16 protein-coding genes and 1 pseudogene are annotated in these 16,021 nt (G+C 63.6%); 14 read left to right on the forward strand and 3 right to left on the reverse strand.

Annotated features, from left to right (window positions below; all coding sequences use genetic code 11):
• From A2J03_RS26130 to A2J03_RS26170, 9 genes and pseudogenes are all read left to right on the forward strand, one after another.
• Positions 1–538, forward strand: a pseudogene (locus tag A2J03_RS26130) (iron-containing alcohol dehydrogenase); the annotation flags it as partial.
• A 96-nt stretch (positions 539–634) separates the two neighbouring features.
• The gene (locus A2J03_RS26135; protein WP_068380089.1) at positions 635–1,864 is read left to right on the forward strand and encodes an AAA family ATPase; all 1,230 of its coding nucleotides are present in this window, start codon (positions 635–637) and stop codon (positions 1,862–1,864) included.
• Positions 1,865–1,871: 7 nt separating this feature from the next.
• Positions 1,872–3,398, forward strand: coding sequence for a VWA domain-containing protein (locus A2J03_RS26140; protein WP_068380090.1), 1,527 nt, complete (start codon positions 1,872–1,874; stop codon positions 3,396–3,398).
• Complete coding sequence (locus A2J03_RS26145) at positions 3,395–4,510, forward strand: HoxN/HupN/NixA family nickel/cobalt transporter (RefSeq protein ID WP_068380091.1); 1,116 nt, start codon at positions 3,395–3,397, stop codon at positions 4,508–4,510. Before A2J03_RS26140 ends, A2J03_RS26145 begins: the two co-directional genes overlap by 4 nt.
• 44 nt (positions 4,511–4,554) lie before the next feature.
• On the forward strand, positions 4,555–6,030 hold the full coding sequence (locus A2J03_RS26150) for a carboxylesterase/lipase family protein (RefSeq protein WP_068380092.1): 1,476 nt from the start codon (positions 4,555–4,557) through the stop codon (positions 6,028–6,030).
• A 213-nt stretch (positions 6,031–6,243) separates the two neighbouring features.
• Complete coding sequence (locus A2J03_RS26155) at positions 6,244–7,389, forward strand: low temperature requirement protein A (RefSeq protein WP_068380093.1); 1,146 nt, start codon at positions 6,244–6,246, stop codon at positions 7,387–7,389.
• Positions 7,386–8,141 (forward strand): phosphoglyceromutase, encoded by a 756-nt coding sequence (locus A2J03_RS26160; protein ID WP_068380094.1) that lies wholly within the window; start codon positions 7,386–7,388, stop codon positions 8,139–8,141. The genes A2J03_RS26155 and A2J03_RS26160 overlap by 4 nt, the downstream gene beginning before the upstream one ends.
• Before the next feature lie 152 nt (positions 8,142–8,293).
• A complete protein-coding gene (locus A2J03_RS26165) occupies positions 8,294–9,469 on the forward strand; it encodes a sensor histidine kinase (protein ID WP_068380095.1) in 1,176 nt (391 codons plus the stop codon).
• A 13-nt stretch (positions 9,470–9,482) separates the two neighbouring features.
• Entirely contained in the window at positions 9,483–10,172 is a 690-nt protein-coding gene (locus A2J03_RS26170) for a response regulator transcription factor (RefSeq protein ID WP_068380096.1), read from the forward strand.
• 9 nt (positions 10,173–10,181) lie between these two features.
• Here A2J03_RS26170 and A2J03_RS26175 read toward each other — a convergent pair whose 3' ends face one another.
• Together A2J03_RS26175 and A2J03_RS26180 are read right to left on the reverse strand one after the other, a co-directional pair.
• A complete protein-coding gene (locus A2J03_RS26175; protein WP_068380097.1) occupies positions 10,182–10,499 on the reverse strand; it encodes a hypothetical protein in 318 nt (105 codons plus the stop codon).
• Between the two features lie 190 nt (positions 10,500–10,689).
• Positions 10,690–11,490: a hypothetical protein gene (locus A2J03_RS26180; RefSeq protein WP_068380100.1), complete on the reverse strand. Its 801-nt coding sequence runs from the start codon at positions 11,488–11,490 to the stop codon at positions 10,690–10,692.
• Between the two features lie 33 nt (positions 11,491–11,523).
• Here A2J03_RS26180 and A2J03_RS26185 point away from each other — a divergent pair, with 33 nt between their 5' ends.
• The 3 genes from A2J03_RS26185 to A2J03_RS26195 are packed head-to-tail and all read left to right on the forward strand — an operon-like array spanning position 11,524 to position 14,452.
• A complete protein-coding gene (locus A2J03_RS26185) occupies positions 11,524–12,477 on the forward strand; it encodes a Ppx/GppA phosphatase family protein (protein WP_068380102.1) in 954 nt (317 codons plus the stop codon).
• Entirely contained in the window at positions 12,474–13,601 is a 1,128-nt protein-coding gene (locus A2J03_RS26190) for a hypothetical protein (RefSeq protein ID WP_068380104.1), read from the forward strand. Before A2J03_RS26185 ends, A2J03_RS26190 begins: the two co-directional genes overlap by 4 nt.
• An 11-nt stretch (positions 13,602–13,612) precedes the next feature.
• The gene (locus tag A2J03_RS26195; protein ID WP_068380107.1) at positions 13,613–14,452 is read left to right on the forward strand and encodes a sugar phosphate isomerase/epimerase family protein; all 840 of its coding nucleotides are present in this window, start codon (positions 13,613–13,615) and stop codon (positions 14,450–14,452) included.
• A 12-nt stretch (positions 14,453–14,464) separates the two neighbouring features.
• Here A2J03_RS26195 and A2J03_RS26200 read toward each other — a convergent pair whose 3' ends face one another.
• Entirely contained in the window at positions 14,465–14,881 is a 417-nt protein-coding gene (locus A2J03_RS26200) for a hypothetical protein (RefSeq protein ID WP_068380110.1), read from the reverse strand.
• 81 nt (positions 14,882–14,962) lie between these two features.
• On the opposite strand from A2J03_RS26200, the gene A2J03_RS26205 reads away from it, so the two are divergent.
• Together A2J03_RS26205 and A2J03_RS26210 are read left to right on the forward strand one after the other, a co-directional pair.
• On the forward strand, positions 14,963–15,595 hold the full coding sequence (locus tag A2J03_RS26205; protein WP_068380111.1) for a MerR family transcriptional regulator: 633 nt from the start codon (positions 14,963–14,965) through the stop codon (positions 15,593–15,595).
• A partial coding sequence (locus tag A2J03_RS26210; protein ID WP_197480973.1) for an acyl-CoA thioesterase domain-containing protein occupies positions 15,592–16,021 on the forward strand: 430 nt, incomplete at its 3' end. The genes A2J03_RS26205 and A2J03_RS26210, both read left to right, overlap by 4 nt.

Consider the following 16,021-nt stretch of genomic DNA (forward strand, 5'->3'; position numbering starts at 1 on the left):
CGGTCGCGAAGGCATGATGTACGCGCAGTACATCGCCGCCCAGGCATTCAACTCCGGTGGCCTCGGCATCATTCACTCGATCAGCCACGCAGTCAGCGCGTTCTACGACACCCACCATGGACTGAACAACGCCATCGCGTTGCCTCGGGTGTGGGCGTTCAACATGACGGCCGACTACCGCAAGTTCGCCGACATCGCCGTCGCGATGGGCATCGATACTCATGGAATGTCGGATCAGCGTGCTTCGCACGCTGCGCTGGAAGCCGCCATCCAGCTTCTGCGTGACGTGGGCATCCCGGAGAAGTTCGCCGACGTCGACCAGAACAGCTACAGCAAGAACCGGCTCGGCAAGGGACCGACCAAGTTCTACGAGAACTCGCCGAAGATCGTCGGCGACGATGCGGACATCGATCGCATCACGCACCACGTTCTCGGTGACGCCTGCACCCCGGGCAACCTGAAGGAATGCACGTTCGAGACGGTCCGGCCCGTCGTCGAACACTCCGTTCACGGAGACCTCGACGACCTGATCGGCTGACCCTTTCGCTCCCGCCCCTGGCTTCTTTCGATGCCGCCGGTGGGCGGGAGCGCGAACGGCACAACCTAGTACCACTGCTCTGGAAGGAACACCCACGTGTCAGTCCCGACGCCCATCAATGCTTCGGCACAGCATGATTTCGAATCCGTCGACGACGTCGTCGTCCGCTTCGGCGAGGCCGGATACATCGCCGACGACCGTCTCGCCACCACGGTGTTCCTGCAGTCCAGGCTGGACAAACCGGTCCTGCTCGAAGGTCCTGCCGGTGTCGGAAAGACCGAACTGGCAAAGACTCTCGCGGAGGTGACCGGACGAAGACTGTTGCGACTGCAGTGCTACGAGGGTCAGGACGAGACGAAGGCCCTGTACGAGTGGGACTACGGCAAGCAGCTTCTGTACACCCAGGTGCTGAAGGAGAAGATCGGGCAACTGGTCGCCGATGCGGAAACTCTCGGCGAGGCGGTCGACCGGATCTCGGCCCAGGAAAGTGTCTTCTTCTCCGAACGGTTCCTGGCTCCGCGTCCGCTACTCGAGGCCATCCGCTCCGAGGAACCCGTCGTGCTGTTGATCGACGAGGTCGATCGCGCCGACGAGGCACTCGAAGCGGTGTTGCTCGAGCTGCTCGGCGAGAACCAGGTGTCCGTTCCCGAGCTCGGGACGTTCACCGCGAAGATCCCGCCCTACGTGATTCTGACGTCGAACAACACGCGTGACCTGTCCGCTGCGCTGAAACGTCGTTGCCTGCACAGCTTCTTGGATTACCCGACGGCCGAGCGTGAACTCGACATCGTCAACTCGAAGGACACCGGCCTGTCGGAGGCTCTGGCCGGCCAGCTCGTTCAGGTGGTGCGCGGATTGCGGGAGCTCGAGCTGCGCAAGTCGCCGAGCATCTCCGAAACCGTGGACTGGGCGAAGACACTCGCTGTCCTCGGCGCAAGCGAGTTGACGGCCAAGTTGCTGAGCGACACGGTGTCCGTCGTCGTCAAGTACGACAAGGATGTGCGCAAGGCAACCAGTGCGATCCCGCGGCTGATCGATCCGAACGCCGTGATCGACGAGGACCACGGCCATGGGCACGGCCACGGCCATGGGCACGGTCACGAGGGGGACCACACCCACGACCCGGTCGCTGTTGTTGTCGAAGAGGACGATTCGGGTCCGGACGGACGTGCGATCCGCGCGGCGAAGAACGAACCCGGCCGCCACGGCAACTATTACGGCGGAACCAGCGCTGTCCCCCCGACGCCCGCGAAGGATGTGCCGAAGACACAGGGAAGTCGTTCGTTCGCCGGCGGCTTCGGTGGCAAGAAGAACCGAAAGGGCTGAGCGAGTCGTGGAGCAGAGCCTGCATCGATTCGTGCGGTTGCTTCGGTTGCGAGGCATGAGGATTTCGGTACCCGAGATGCTCGATGCCATGCAGGCCGCGGCACAACCGGGGATGCTGGAGAATCGGCGGCTCCTGCGAGAGGCGCTCCGTGTCTCACTGGTCAAGGATCGCGACGGTGACCCGGTGTTCGAGGAAGTCTTCGAGCTGTTCTTCGCGCTCGTGAAGGTGCAGAACGACGATGGCCAGCGCGGACACGGACACGGTCACGACGACCTCTCCGACGAAGGAGTCCTCGAATCCTTCACGCTCAGTGAGGAACCGGGGAATCTACCCGAGCAGGGACACGAGCACGGGGCGCCCTCGGATATTCGTGAGTTCTTCGATCCGGACGATCTCGCCACGCAGTACAACTTGCACCAGGAAGCGAACAAGATCGATCTCGCCTCGATGACCGACGAGATCGTGTTCAGCAAGGACTCGACCAGCAATCTCGGTGAGGGTGAACGCGTCCAGATCGAGACCGATCACCTCAAGGGTGGCGGTATTCCGGGTGCGATCTCGACGACCACCGGAACCAAAGTCGACGCGGACCTGTCCGTCGCCGAGCAGGATGCACTCTTCGGCTGGCTCGACGACCTTCCAGACGAGGTTCAAGGTGACGTCCTCGACGAGGCGACGGCATTGCGTCGACGACTCGCCGGCGTCCTCGCCAATTTGCCCGAGGCCTTGAAGCATCATTTGGAAACGCTTCTCGCACTGGAGAACTCTGTCGTCGAAGGACGCGAGGACCGCGTCGCGAAGGTCGATCACGTCGGGGAGCTCGAGCGCGCCGAATTGGAGGAGTCGTTGCGTCGGCTGACGCACAGCCTGCACGGGGCACTGACGCACCGTCGCAAGGCGGGTGCACGGGGCCGAGTGGATTCGGGACGGACGATGCGCCGGAACATGCGCTACGACGGTGTCCCTTTCCGGCCGGTGACGGTGCAGCGAAGCGAGGACAAACCACGTCTACTGCTGCTGACAGACGTGAGCCTGTCGGTTCGCGCCACCGCGCGGTTCACCCTGCATCTGGTCCACGGATTGCAGGATCTCGTCAGCCAGGTTCGAACGTTCGCGTTCGTGTCGGATCTGGTGGAGATCACCGACCTCTTCGCCGACCACAGCGTCGAGCACGCGTTGGGGTTGGTATTCGGCGGTGACGTTCTCGACGTCGATGCCAATTCCGACCACGGCAACGCGTTCAGCCAGTTTCTGGAGGACCACGGAAATGCGGTGAGCCGTCGAACCACGGTTCTCGTGTTGGCAGATGGTCGTTCGAACGGCCTGGATCCGCGCGTCGAAGCATTCGCGGAGATCACCAGGCGCGCCAAGGAAACCATCTGGCTCACCCCGGAACCGCGGTACTCGTGGGGACTCGGGTCCTGTGACCTGCCGGAGTACGCGCAGTATTGTCAACGAGTTCGCGTAGTGCGAGATCTGACGGGCCTCACCAGCACTGCCGACGCTTTGGCGACGGAACAGGTGGGACGATGACGACGCTGGAGAAACCACCGGAGGCTACGGATCGACGTAGCCGGTTCACGCGAGACGAAATTCCGCGACTCGTCGGGATGTTCGTGTTCATCGTGGGACTGCACGTGCTGGGATGGGGCCTGTTCGTCCACTACAACTCCATTCCCCGCATCCACGAATTGACCGGCGCCGACGGCACTCTCGTGTACGCGGGCGCGGGCGTACTCGCGTACACGCTCGGAATGCGGCATGCGTTCGACGCGGACCACATCGCGGCAATCGACGACACCACGCGATTCCTGCTGCAGAAGGGCAAGCGGCCGTTGGCAGTCGGGTTGTTCTTCTCTCTCGGACACTCGACAGTGGTGTTCGTCTTCGTCGCCGCGATCGCACTGGTCGCGTCCAAGGCGACGGCGTTCCAGGACGCGTTCGCGGGCGTCGGCGGCATCATCGGCACTCTCGTGTCGGGTACGTTTCTGTATTTGATTGCAGCGCTGAACTTCGCGGTGCTCGCAGGGATCGTGCGGGTATGGCGTCGCGCCAAGCGCGGTGAATATTCCGAGGAACACCTGGACGATCTTCTCGCCAAGCGTGGTCTCATGAACCGCATCTTCCGTGGCCGCTACGACCGGTACATCAAGGATTCGTGGCAGATGTACCCACTCGGTCTGCTGTTCGGGCTCGGATTCGACACCGCCACCCAGGTCGGGCTACTCGCGGTCGCCGGAACCACCGCCATGGCAGGCGGATTGCCGCCGATGGCGATCATCGCGCTGCCGATCCTCTTCACCGCGGGAATGACGACGATGGACACCATCGACGGAATCTTCATGTCGAAGGCATACGGGTGGGCATTCGTCACACCGGTGCGCAAGATCTACTACAACATCACGATGACGTCGCTGTCGATCTTCGTCGCAGTGGTCATAGGGTCGGTCCAGTTGCTCTCGTTGCTCGGCGACGAGTTCGGACTCAGCGGGCAGCCGTGGGAATTTCTGGCGTCGATCAACCTCAACCTCGCCGGCCAGATCGTCGTTGGCACGTTCTTCGTCGTATGGATCTCAGCGTTGGTCTACTACAAGGTCGCCAAGGTGGATCAGAAGTTCGCGGCGGCACAGACTCGCGACCACTGAGCGTATCCGGCACATCGCGCCCAGTTTTTCGGTAGTAAGGACCCATGGACGTCACTGTCGACATTGCCCAGGGTCGGTTGCGCGGACAGCGCACCGGAGCAGCCACTACGTTTCTCGGAATTCCTTACGCCGAAGCGCCCTTCGGATCACTGCGGTTCGCAGCCCCCTCGTCACCGCCGTCGTGGTCCGGAGTGCGTGATGCGGTGTCTCTGGGGGCCACCGCTCCCAAGATCGGGTACCGACCCCCGACCAGCGAGATCCTGACCGAACCCGTCGTACCGGGCCAGGACTGCCTGAACCTGAACGTGTGGACGCCGGATGTTGCCGAGACGGGTCTGCCGGTCTTCGTCTGGATCCACGGCGGCGCATTCGTCAACGGCTCCAACGCTGTCCCGATATACGACGGTTCTGCCTTCGCACGGGACGGCATCGTCGCAGTCGCGATCAACTACCGGCTGGGCGCGGACGGATTCGCACGCGTCGAGGGTGCCCCGGCAAACCGCGGCCTGCTCGACCAGGTCGCCGCGCTGGAATGGGTCCGCGAGAACATCGCGGCGTTCGGCGGAGATCCAGCTCGGGTGACCATCGCGGGGGAGTCGGCCGGCGCCATGAGCGTCGGGACGCTGCTGTCGATGCCGCGCGCGGACGGGCTCTTCCATCGTGCCGTCCTGCAGAGCGGAGCCGGACATCACGTGATCAGTGAGGCCACTGCCACGAAGGTCGCTGCGGCGCTGGCCGAGGCAGTCGGGGTCGCCCCGACGGTCGATGGGCTCGGTTCGGTCTCGGTGGATCGGCTCGTCGATGCCCAGCGGGAGCTCGGCGATCGGATCACGGCCGAAGCGCCGACCGGTGCATGGGGTGAACTGGCGTTCAACATGATGCCGTTCGAGCCGTACATCGACGGTGACGTCGTCCCCGACCTGCCGTATCGGCGAATCGTCGAGGGCGCAGGATCGAGCGTGGACATACTCATCGGCACTACGAGTGAGGAGTTCGCATTCTTCCTTGTTCCCGCAGGAGTGACCGAGTACATCGACTCCGCACGGGTTCGGTTGGTGCTCGCCGCCTACGGCGTCGACGTCGACGCGGCCGTCGACGCCTATCGCGCCCAGTTTCCGGACGCCACACCGGGTGAGCTGTTCATCGCCCTCATGACCGACTGGTTTTTCCGTATTCCAGCGCTGAGGGTCGTCGAGTCGAGGGAGGGGCGAGCGTTCGTGTACGAATTCACCTGGCGTTCGTCGTTGTTCGACGGTCGACTCGGTGCATGTCATGCCCTCGAGATCCCGTTCGTCTTCGATGTTCTGGACAAACCCGAGACAGCCCGCATCACCGGTGCGAATCCTCCGCAGAAGGTTGCCGACGAGATGCACCGAGCGTGGGTCGACTTCGTTCGTGACGGTTCGCCTGGCTGGGTGCAGTACGGGAGCGACAGGTCGGTGATGATGTTCGGCGAGCAGTCCGGCGTGGTCGACGATCCGCGGCCCTCGACGCGGGAAGTGTGGGCGGGAGTGCGCTGACACCCGGTGCTCGAGGGCGTCGGGAAGCCAGCACCCTTTTTGCCGACCTGGCACACGCGCTCGGACGTGAAAACTGTGCCTAGTTTGGCAAGAACGGTGCTAGCTTGCCTCGATTGACCCCGTATCGCGGTGTAGACGGGCCGACGCGACCGCGCGGAATCGCTTATCGTGCTACCCGTGAACTTACCGACGACGTCGTTCCGTCTCACCCCGATGAGCCCACGCGATCCGAAGCAACCTCATCGTTCCGCGAGTCCGCTCGAGCTGTTCTTCGACCTGGTCTTCGTCATCGCAGTCAGCATCGCCGCAGTGCAGTTGCATCACTCGTTGACCGAGAACCACATCGCCGAAGGCATCGTGAGCTACCTGATGGTGTTCTTCGCCATCTGGTGGGCGTGGATGAACTTCACCTGGTTCGCGACGTCGTTCGACAACGACGACTGGCTGTACCGGGTGCTGACGGTCGTGCAGATGGCAGGCGTGCTGGTCCTGGCGGCAGGGATCGAGCCGGCGTTCGCAGACAAAGAATTCGCCATCCTGGTACTCGGCTACGTGGTCATGCGCGTTGCGATGGTGGCGCAATGGGTGCGTGCATCGACGTCGTCGGAACATCGCAGGACCGCGCTGACGTATGCGGGCGGGATCGCTGCACTGCAGGTGCTGTGGGTGCTGTGGCTCCTGATTCCGGGCGGTCCGGCACAGGGAATCTTGTTCGTGGTGTTCGCCGCCGCGGAGATCATGATTCCTGTCGTCGCCGAGAAAACCGGCGGCACGACGCCGTGGAATCCCCACCACATCACCGAGCGCTACGGGTTGTTCACCCTCATCCTGTTGGGCGAGAGTCTGCTCGCGTCGGCCAACGCGATCATCGAAGCTCTGCAGGAAGATACCGCTCTCGCACCGTTGATTTCGATTTCGGTGCTGACCCTCGTCGTGACGGCGGCGCTCTGGTGGATCTACTTCTGGCCACCGCACCACCATGCGATCGGCACCCTGTCGAATTCACTGAAGTACGGGTACGTGCACTACTTCGTCTTCGCTGCGGCAGGCGCGTTCTCGGCAGGCATCGAGGTCGAGATCGACGTACTGACCCATCACAGCGAGCTGAGCGACGTGGCCGCGTCGTTCACGGTGACCATTCCGATCGCCGTGTTCGTACTCGGAATCTGGTTCATCGCCATCAAGGACAACGCCGATCGACTCGTCAACACCGTCGTTCCGGTCGGTGCGCTGCTGGTTCTTCTCGACCCGCTGATCCCCATACCCATCACGCTGACGGCAGTGGTCATGGTCGTCGTCGTCGCGGTACTCGTCGTGCGCCGACCCCTCGAAGCCGAACATGAGAAACTGACCCCATGAGCATCGGAACCTTGATCTTGCTTCGCCACGGCGAGAGTGAATGGAACGCGTCCAATCAGTTCACCGGATGGGTGGACGTCCGTCTGACGGAGAAGGGCGAGGCCGAGGGCAAGCGCGCGGGAGAGCTACTTGCCGAGGCTGGTGTTCTGCCCGACGTGCTGTACACCTCGCTGCTGCGCCGTGCGATCAGCACCGCGAACATCGCGCTCGATGCAGCCGACCGCCACTGGATCCCCGTCGTCCGTGACTGGCGCCTGAACGAGCGCCACTACGGCGCCTTGCAGGGGCTCAACAAGGCCGAGACCAAGGAAAAGTTCGGCGACGAGCAGTTCATGCTGTGGCGTCGGAGCTACGACACCCCGCCGCCCGCGATCGAAGCAGCCAGCGAATACAGCCAGGACGGCGATCCGCGATACGCAGATCTGCCGAGCGTGCCGATGACCGAGTGCCTGAAGGACGTCGTCGACCGGCTCATCCCGTACTTCGAAGAGACGATTGTCGCCGAGCTGAAAGCGGGCAAGAACGTGCTCGTCGCTGCCCATGGCAACTCGCTTCGTGCTCTGGTGAAGTACCTCGACGAGATCTCCGACGCCGACATCGCCGGCCTGAACATCCCGACGGGTATCCCGCTGCAGTACAACTTCGGCGATGGAGACGGAAAACTCGTCCCGACGAACCCGGGCGGAACGTACCTCGACCCGGAAGCTGCGGCCGCCGGAGCAGCTGCGGTCGCCAATCAGGGTGCCAAGTAGGTCCATCTGTGGCTTCGCAGGGCCCACTCCGGTGGGTCCTGCGGACAACTCCAGGTGAACGGTCGAAGAACACTGCCGACGAAGGCTATGACTACCAGGGAAATGCCTGCACCCTGCGTATGTGAGCTGTCCATCGAACGTACGATTCGGGTGTGAGTGTTACATCGGCTGTGCTGCTGGCTATTGCGACGGCCTTCGTGGGATATCTCGTCGGCAGCGTCCTGATCCCCTATCTCGCAACCCGGCATTCGGAGCGGACACGGGCGAGCTCGGGCCTGACGATGTCCCAGGTACTGGATCTGATCATCCTTGCGTCGGAGAGCGGAATCGCGGTCGTCGACCGGTTTCACGACGTGGTGCTGTCCAATCCGCGGGCCGAGGAGCTCGGTCTGGTGCGTAATCGCCTGATCGACGATCGTGCGTGGGAAGCGGCTCAGAAGGTCCTCGCAGACGGCAATCCGGTCGAAGTCGACATCAGTTCCAAAGATGTACGAACCAGCACCAGCCGCGACCGCATGGCCGTGCGATGCGTGGCGCGGATGCTCAGCAAGGAAGACCAACGGTTCGTCGTCCTTTTCGCCGACGACGATTCCGAACAGGTCCGAATGGAAGCAACGCGTCGGGACTTCGTCGCCAATGTCAGCCACGAACTGAAGACGCCCGTCGGCGCGATGAGTTTGCTCGCCGAAGCGCTGCTCGAATCCGCCGACGATCCTGACTCCGTGCGCCACTTCGGCGGAAAAGTAGTTGCCGAATCCAAGCGGCTCGGCAACATGGTGACCGAACTGATCGCCCTCTCACGGTTGCAAGGCGCAGAGAAGCTGCCCGATCTCGAGGTCGTCGACGTAGACACCGTCGTCAACGAGGCCCTCGATCGATCCAAGATCGCCGCAGAGAACGCGGGCATCACGGTCACGACCGATCACCCGAGCGGACTGGAGGTGCTAGGTGATCAAGCGCTGTTGGTCACCGCGCTCGCGAATCTCATCCAGAACGCCATTGCGTACTCGTCCGATGGCTCGCCCGTGTCCGTTACTCGTGCGCTGCGCAACGGCTACGTCGCGTTCGCGGTCACCGACCGTGGCATCGGAATAGCCAAGGAAGACCAAGAGCGGGTCTTCGAACGATTCTTCCGCGTCGACAAAGCTCGTTCGCGGGCAACGGGAGGTACAGGTCTCGGCCTGGCCATCGCCAAACACGTCGCAGCCAACCACAACGGGAGTATCTCGCTGTGGAGCAAGCTCGGCACCGGATCGACCTTCACCCTGCAGATCCCCGCCTATTTCGAAGAAGACGACCTCGGGTCGACAGAAGGAGAACTACAGTGACCGGGAACCTACAGTGACCAACGTACTGATCGTCGAAGACGAAGAATCGTTGGCCGATCCGCTGGCCTTTCTCCTGCGCAAAGAAGGATTCGAAGCCACCGTCGTCGGCGACGGACCGTCGGCGCTCGCCGAATTCGACAGAGCCGGAGCAGATATCGTGCTTCTGGATCTCATGCTTCCCGGCATGAGCGGCACGGACGTGTGCAAGCAGTTGCGTGCGCGTTCCGGTGTTCCCGTCATCATGGTCACTGCGCGGGACAGTGAGATCGACAAGGTCGTCGGACTAGAACTCGGTGCGGACGACTATGTGACCAAGCCGTATTCGGCGCGGGAGCTGATCGCTCGCATCCGTGCAGTACTTCGCCGCGGCAGCGACGCGGAGCTCGACGGCGCCGCGGACACGGGCGTGTTGGAGGCCGGCCCGGTCCGCATGGACGTCGAACGCCATGTGGTGATGGTGAACTCCGAGCAGATCACGTTGCCGCTCAAGGAATTCGATCTCCTCGAGTACCTACTGCGGAATTCGGGACGGGTGCTCACGCGTGGTCAGTTGATCGACCGAGTGTGGGGCGCCGACTATGTGGGCGACACCAAAACCCTGGACGTGCACGTGAAGCGGCTTCGGTCGAAGATCGAGACCGACCCAGCCAAGCCCGAGCACCTCGTCACCGTCCGCGGATTGGGATACAAGCTCGAAGGATGAGTGCAAGGGTCAGGTCAGGAACCAGGCGTCCCGTAGTGGGTACTGGGCGGCCCGGACGAGCCAGCGACCTTCCTGACGGCACTCCTTCTGGACGTAATGCCCGTCCCCGCGGCATTCGATCAACCGGGACGTTCCGTACGGGCTGACGATGATCGACTTCGCGCCCGGCGTGTAGGCACTTCCGGTGCTGATACCGCCGGGTGCGAACACGTCCACGAACTCACCCGTCGCGTCGTACCAGCTCCATGGATCGGCCGACGCGGTCGGTGCGAGGCCGGCCGCCAAGCCGAGCGCGATTGCCGTTGTCGCAACCAGTTTCTTGATCATGGAATGCCCTTCGTCGCCGTGTATCGGTGCTCGCAGTGTCGTACGGACATGCGCCGGGAGGGGCCGATCGAAGTGATTTCATCCGAAAAGGATCAGGGGGTCGGCGCTCCGCGCCAGTGGCGCGATTGAGTGCACCCCAACACACTTAACCGCGCCACTGGCGGCGGAGCCGCCCGCAGGTCCAGCAGCGCTACTTGGTGCGCTGCGCCTCACGCGTCGCAGGGTGGAGCGCGATGAGTCCGAGGCCGCGGCGACGTGTGCACAGCGATGCCAGCTCCTCGTATGCGGGCTTGCCGAGCAACTCGATCAACTCGGGCCGGTAGGACTCGAATACCTGCTTGCTGCCGACGTGTGCGTCGGGGGAGCCTGAGCAGTACCAGGCCAGATCGTGACCGCCCTCGCCCCAACCTCGACGGTCGTACTCACCGATGGTGGTCTTGAGCACCTCGGTACCGTCCGGGCGCGTGATCCAATCCTGGGTGCGGCGGATCGGCAGCTGCCAGCACACGGCCGGTTTCACCTCGAGCGGTTCGATGCCTCTGCGCAACGCCATCGAATGCAGTGCGCACCCGATTCCGCCGGCGAACCCGGGGCGGTTCTGGAAGATGCATGCGCCCTTGTACCGGCGAGTGCGCAGCGACTGCTCGTCGTCGAGATCGTCGTACTCGACGTAGCCCTTCTTCCCGAGGCCCTTGTCCATCAGCTGCCAGTCCTCGGCAGTGAGCAACTTCACCGACGCGTCGAGCTTGTTCTTGTCGTCCTCGTCGGAGAGGAACGCGCCGTGTGAGCAGCAGCCGTCGTCGGGCCGTCCTGCGACGGTTCCCTGGCATGCGGGAGTGCCGAACACGCACGTCCAATTCGACAACAGCCACGTGAGATCTGCCGCGATGATGTGTTCGGAGTTGTCCGGATCTGGAAATTCCACCCATTCTCGGGGAAAGTCCAGGTCGACTTCTGCAGCAAAAACCGGCTGCTTACTACCTGCTGTCACAAGTGACGACGGTAGACCCAGTACCGTGGGGATGTGCGATTAGGGGTGCTCGACGTCGGAAGCAACACCGTGCATCTTCTGGTGGTGGATGCGCATCGCGGTGGACACCCGACGCCGATGAGCTCGTCGAAGGCGACTCTGCGGCTGTCGGAGAACACCGACGCCGACGGAAACATCACGCGTGAAGGTGCAGATCGTCTGGTGGGCGAGGTCGGAGACTTCGCGGCGATCGCCAAGAAGTCGGGCTGCGAAGAGCTCATGGCGTTCGCGACGTCGGCGGTACGTGATGCACACAACAGTGACGCAGTTCTCGCGCGAGTCCAGCAGGAAACCGGGGTGGCTCTGCAGACGCTGTCCGGGGTCGACGAAGCGCGGCTGACGTTCCTCGCGGTGCGTCGCTGGTACGGCTGGAGTGCCGGTCGAATCGTGAACCTCGACATCGGTGGCGGCTCCCTCGAATTGACGTCGGGGACCGACGAGGACCCCGACAGAGCGTTTTCGCTCTCGCTCGGCGCAGGCCGCCTGACCAGGGATTGGCTCGACGTCGACCCGCCAGGTAAGCGTCGCGTCGCGGTTCTGCGAGACTGGCTCGACGCTGAGCTCGCGACACCGGCCAAAGAGCTCCTCGCGGCCGGCGAACCGGATCGGACGGTCGGTACATCGAAGACGTTTCGATCGCTGGCGCGGTTGACCGGCGCGGCACCATCCGCAGCCGGTCCGAGGGTGACTCGGACGCTCACTGCGGACGGTCTCAGGCAACTTATAGCCTTCATTTCCCGGATGACGGCGTCGGACCGTGCAGAATTGGAAGGAGTCAGTGCCGACCGGTCACCGCAATTGGTGGCGGGGGCATTGGTAGCGGAAGCGAGTATGCGAGCACTGTCGATCGACACGATCGAAATTTGCCCGTGGGCGCTGAGGGAAGGGTTGATTTTGCGGAAGCTGGACACCGAAACGGACGGCGATCTGGTGGTGCGGTCGACATGAGTGACAACAACGCTGACCCGGAAGACACCGGGCAGATCTCCGTTGCCGAGCTCCTGGCTCGCAACGGGCAGAAGTCGACAGGCGTCAGCTCGGGCGGACGTCGCCGTCGCGGCGTGAAGGGCGGCATCTCGGTAGCCGAGCTGACCGGTGAGATCCCAGTGGTTCGATCCGAGCCTGCGTCACCGCAGGCTCCGGTGATCGCCACCGAAGCCGCGTCGCCGCAAGCCCCGCCGAAGACGCCTCAGCAAACCCCGCCTCAGCAAACCCAGCCTCAGCAACTCCCGCCACGGCAACCTTTGCTGCGGGACAAGACCACGCAGGAACCGGAGTTGCTGTCCGGCTCGACGACGGCTGCCGGTGATCTGCTCAACCAGGCTCACGACGAGAGTGAGCGTCGTCCCTACGGTGCGACAGCCTCCCAGCGTCCGACGCCGAGCCAGCGTCCCACTCCGAGTCAGCGGCCCACGCCGGTGACCGGTCGTCGGGCAATCGCTGACGACGCCGACAGTGTGCGATCCACCGAACGCCCGCAACGCGCGTCGGGTTTCGTGGCTCGGAGTCGAACCCAAGCGACCGATACCGGCGCCGAACCGGTCACCGACATCACGCCGAAGCCTGACGCGGACGTCACGGCTCGGACTCCGGACCTGACCAAGAAGATCGCTGCCCTCGAAGCCGAGAACTCGGCCCCAGAAACCTCGGCCTCAGAAACCTCGGACGCTGAGACTTCGGCCGCCGAGACGTCGACGGTAACGATCGACAAGAGCGAGGACGCCACTCCTACCGACGAGTCTGCGGATGGTGCGGCGGTCGAGCAGTCGGCGACGCCTGCCGCCCCGGATCGTGTCCCCGGCAAGAAGGATGCGGCCAAGCAATGGCTCGCTCTCGTCGGCCAGGGCGTCGTCGCCGTCATTGTCGGTGCGCTGCTGTTCAAGGGCTTCGAGCGCCTGTGGGACATGCTGCCCTGGGTGGCTCTGATTCTTGCGGTGCTCGTGATCGTCGGTCTCGTTGCGGTTGTGCGGATCCTGCGTCGAACCGATGACATGATCAGCATGGTGATCGCGATTGCCGTCGGAGTGTTCGTCACTCTCGGTCCGCTTGCGTTCCAACTGAGTACTGGCTGATCGGGTCTGTGATGGGCGGTCGTGTCGCTGTTGGGCTGTCCACTGCCTCGGTGTACCCACAGAACACCGAGGCGGCGTTTCGGTATGCCGCCGAACTGGGCTACGACGGTGTCGAGTTGATGGTGTGGGCCGAGTCGGTCAGCCAGGACGTGGAAGCGGTCGGAGCGCTCGCACGGAGATACGGCGTCCCGGTGCAGGCTATTCATGCGCCGTGCCTGCTCATCTCGCAACGTGTGTGGGGGGCCGATCCGGCAGCGAAGCTGGAGCGTTCGGTGCAGGCCGCCGAGAAGCTCGGCGCGTCGACAGTCGTCGTGCACCCGCCGTTTCGGTGGCAGAAGAAGTACGCCGACGGCTTCGGCGAGCAGGTTGCGGATCTCGAGATGGGCTCCGACGTCGTCGTGGCAGTCGAGAACATGTTCCCGATGCGGGCCGACCGATTCTTCGGTCGAAAGGAAGGCTCTGCGGCTCGACTCCGCAAGCGCGGCGGTCCGGGTGCAGCGCTGTCCGCGTTCGCACCGTCCTACGATCCGACCGACTCGGGGCACGCCCACTACACGCTGGATCTGTCGCACACGGCCACGGCAGGCACCGATGCCATCGAAATGATGAACCGAATGGGCGACGGTCTCGCGCATCTTCACCTCGCCGACGGACGAGGCGCGTCGGTCGACGAGCACTTGATTCCGGGCCACGGCGATCAGCCCTGCGCCGAAGTCTGCACCGAGTTGCGGCGTCGCGGGTTCACCGGTCAGGCCGTGATCGAGATCAACACGCAGAATGCGCGAACACTGGCGGAGCGGTCCTCGATGCTCGGTCAGGCGCTGTCCTTCGCGCGTCGCTACCTGCAATGAGCACGCGGGGCGTCACAGCGCTCCGACTCCGGCGACGACGACGCCGACCCCGCTGACGACAAGTCCTGCCGTCAGGGTTGCGGCGCCCACCCATACCGCTGCCATCGCCCGACCGGGCTTCTGCGGATCGACTCCGAGAACCGACAGAAAGAACCCTGCGGGGATGAAGATCGCTGCGGACAGTACGGCGATCGAGCCCACCGCGGACCACACGTCCGAGACGCCCGCCGCGTTCGTCACCAGGGGGACCACCAATCCCAGCGTCACCAGTACGCCCGCGTGCGCGTGCCCGGCGCGGAAGAAGGTCTTCTGCAGGGCGTTGGCTCCCTGCGCGCCGCTGGTCACCCTGAGCAGGAACGTTCCGCCGTACGCGATTCCGACGACGGTGAGCAGTGTGACGCCGAGAACGATGGTCAGCAGTGCGCTCATTTCGGGCTCCTGTAAAGTTGCTGGATACTTTCACTATCTATATTGGATAGTGAAAGTATCCAGCTTGTCAAGGAGGTTGGAGTGCGCGTGTCCGAGCTGGTCGATGCGTCGGGACTCCCGCTCGCGACCATCAAGTACTACTTGCGTGAAGGTCTGCTCATGCCGGGCGAGGCAACGAGCGCCACGCAATCGAAGTACAGCGAGGAGCACGTCGAACGGCTCGTGCTGATCAAGGCGCTCACCGGGGTGGGTCTACCCATCGGCAGGATCCGCACCGTTCTGCATCTGATAGAACATCCCAACCACTCGCTCGTCGAGACGTTGGGACGCGCCATTTCCGAGCTTCCGCCCTATCTGGACCGAGACGATGCGTCCGAATATCCGCGAGCTCGAGCCGCGATCGGAAGGTTGGGGCAGGTGTACGACCCCAGGTTCGCGGCAGTCGCGCAGCTCGAACGCGCACTGCAGGCGGCCGAGGACGTAGGCATACCGATGACCGACGAACGGCTGGAGGTCTATGGGCGTGCGATCCGACGGATCGCCGAATACGACCTCGCGTTGATGCCGGAGTCCACTGACGCAGCCGTCGAATACGCCGTGCTCGGCACCGCGATCTACGAACCGATAATGACAGCCCTCAGGCGGCTTGCTCACCAGGACATCGCATCCACAAACCCTGAACAGAAGATCGTCTCCGAAAGGCAAGACACATGAGTAGCCCCTTCAAGTCGGCCACGACACTGACGACTCTCGAACGGACGGAGACCGACGGCTCCTACGTCGCGGTGATCGACTCGACGTGGACCATCGGGCCGAAGGTCCACGGCGGGACGATGCTTGCCGCGTGTGCCGCTGCGGCGAAGTCGCAGCTGCGGGGGGACGATGTCCAACCGCTGGCGGTGAGCGTCAGCTACCTCAGTGCACCCGATCCGGGCGAGGTCGTACTGACCGCGATCGTCCGCAAGCGCGGCAAGCAGGTCTCGCATGTCGACGTCGAGATGACTCAGGGTGACCGGGTGGCGGCGCGCGCGATGGTGACGCTCGGTCGACCGGACGTCGACGACCCTCGCCACGAGGTGCAGTCGTCCCTGTCGTCGATGGCGGTAGAACCGCCCGCGGACACCGAGGCGATCGGCGGCG

It is taken from the genome of Rhodococcus sp. EPR-157, from assembly GCF_001647195.1.
Classification (GTDB): Bacteria; Actinomycetota; Actinomycetes; order Mycobacteriales; family Mycobacteriaceae; genus Rhodococcoides.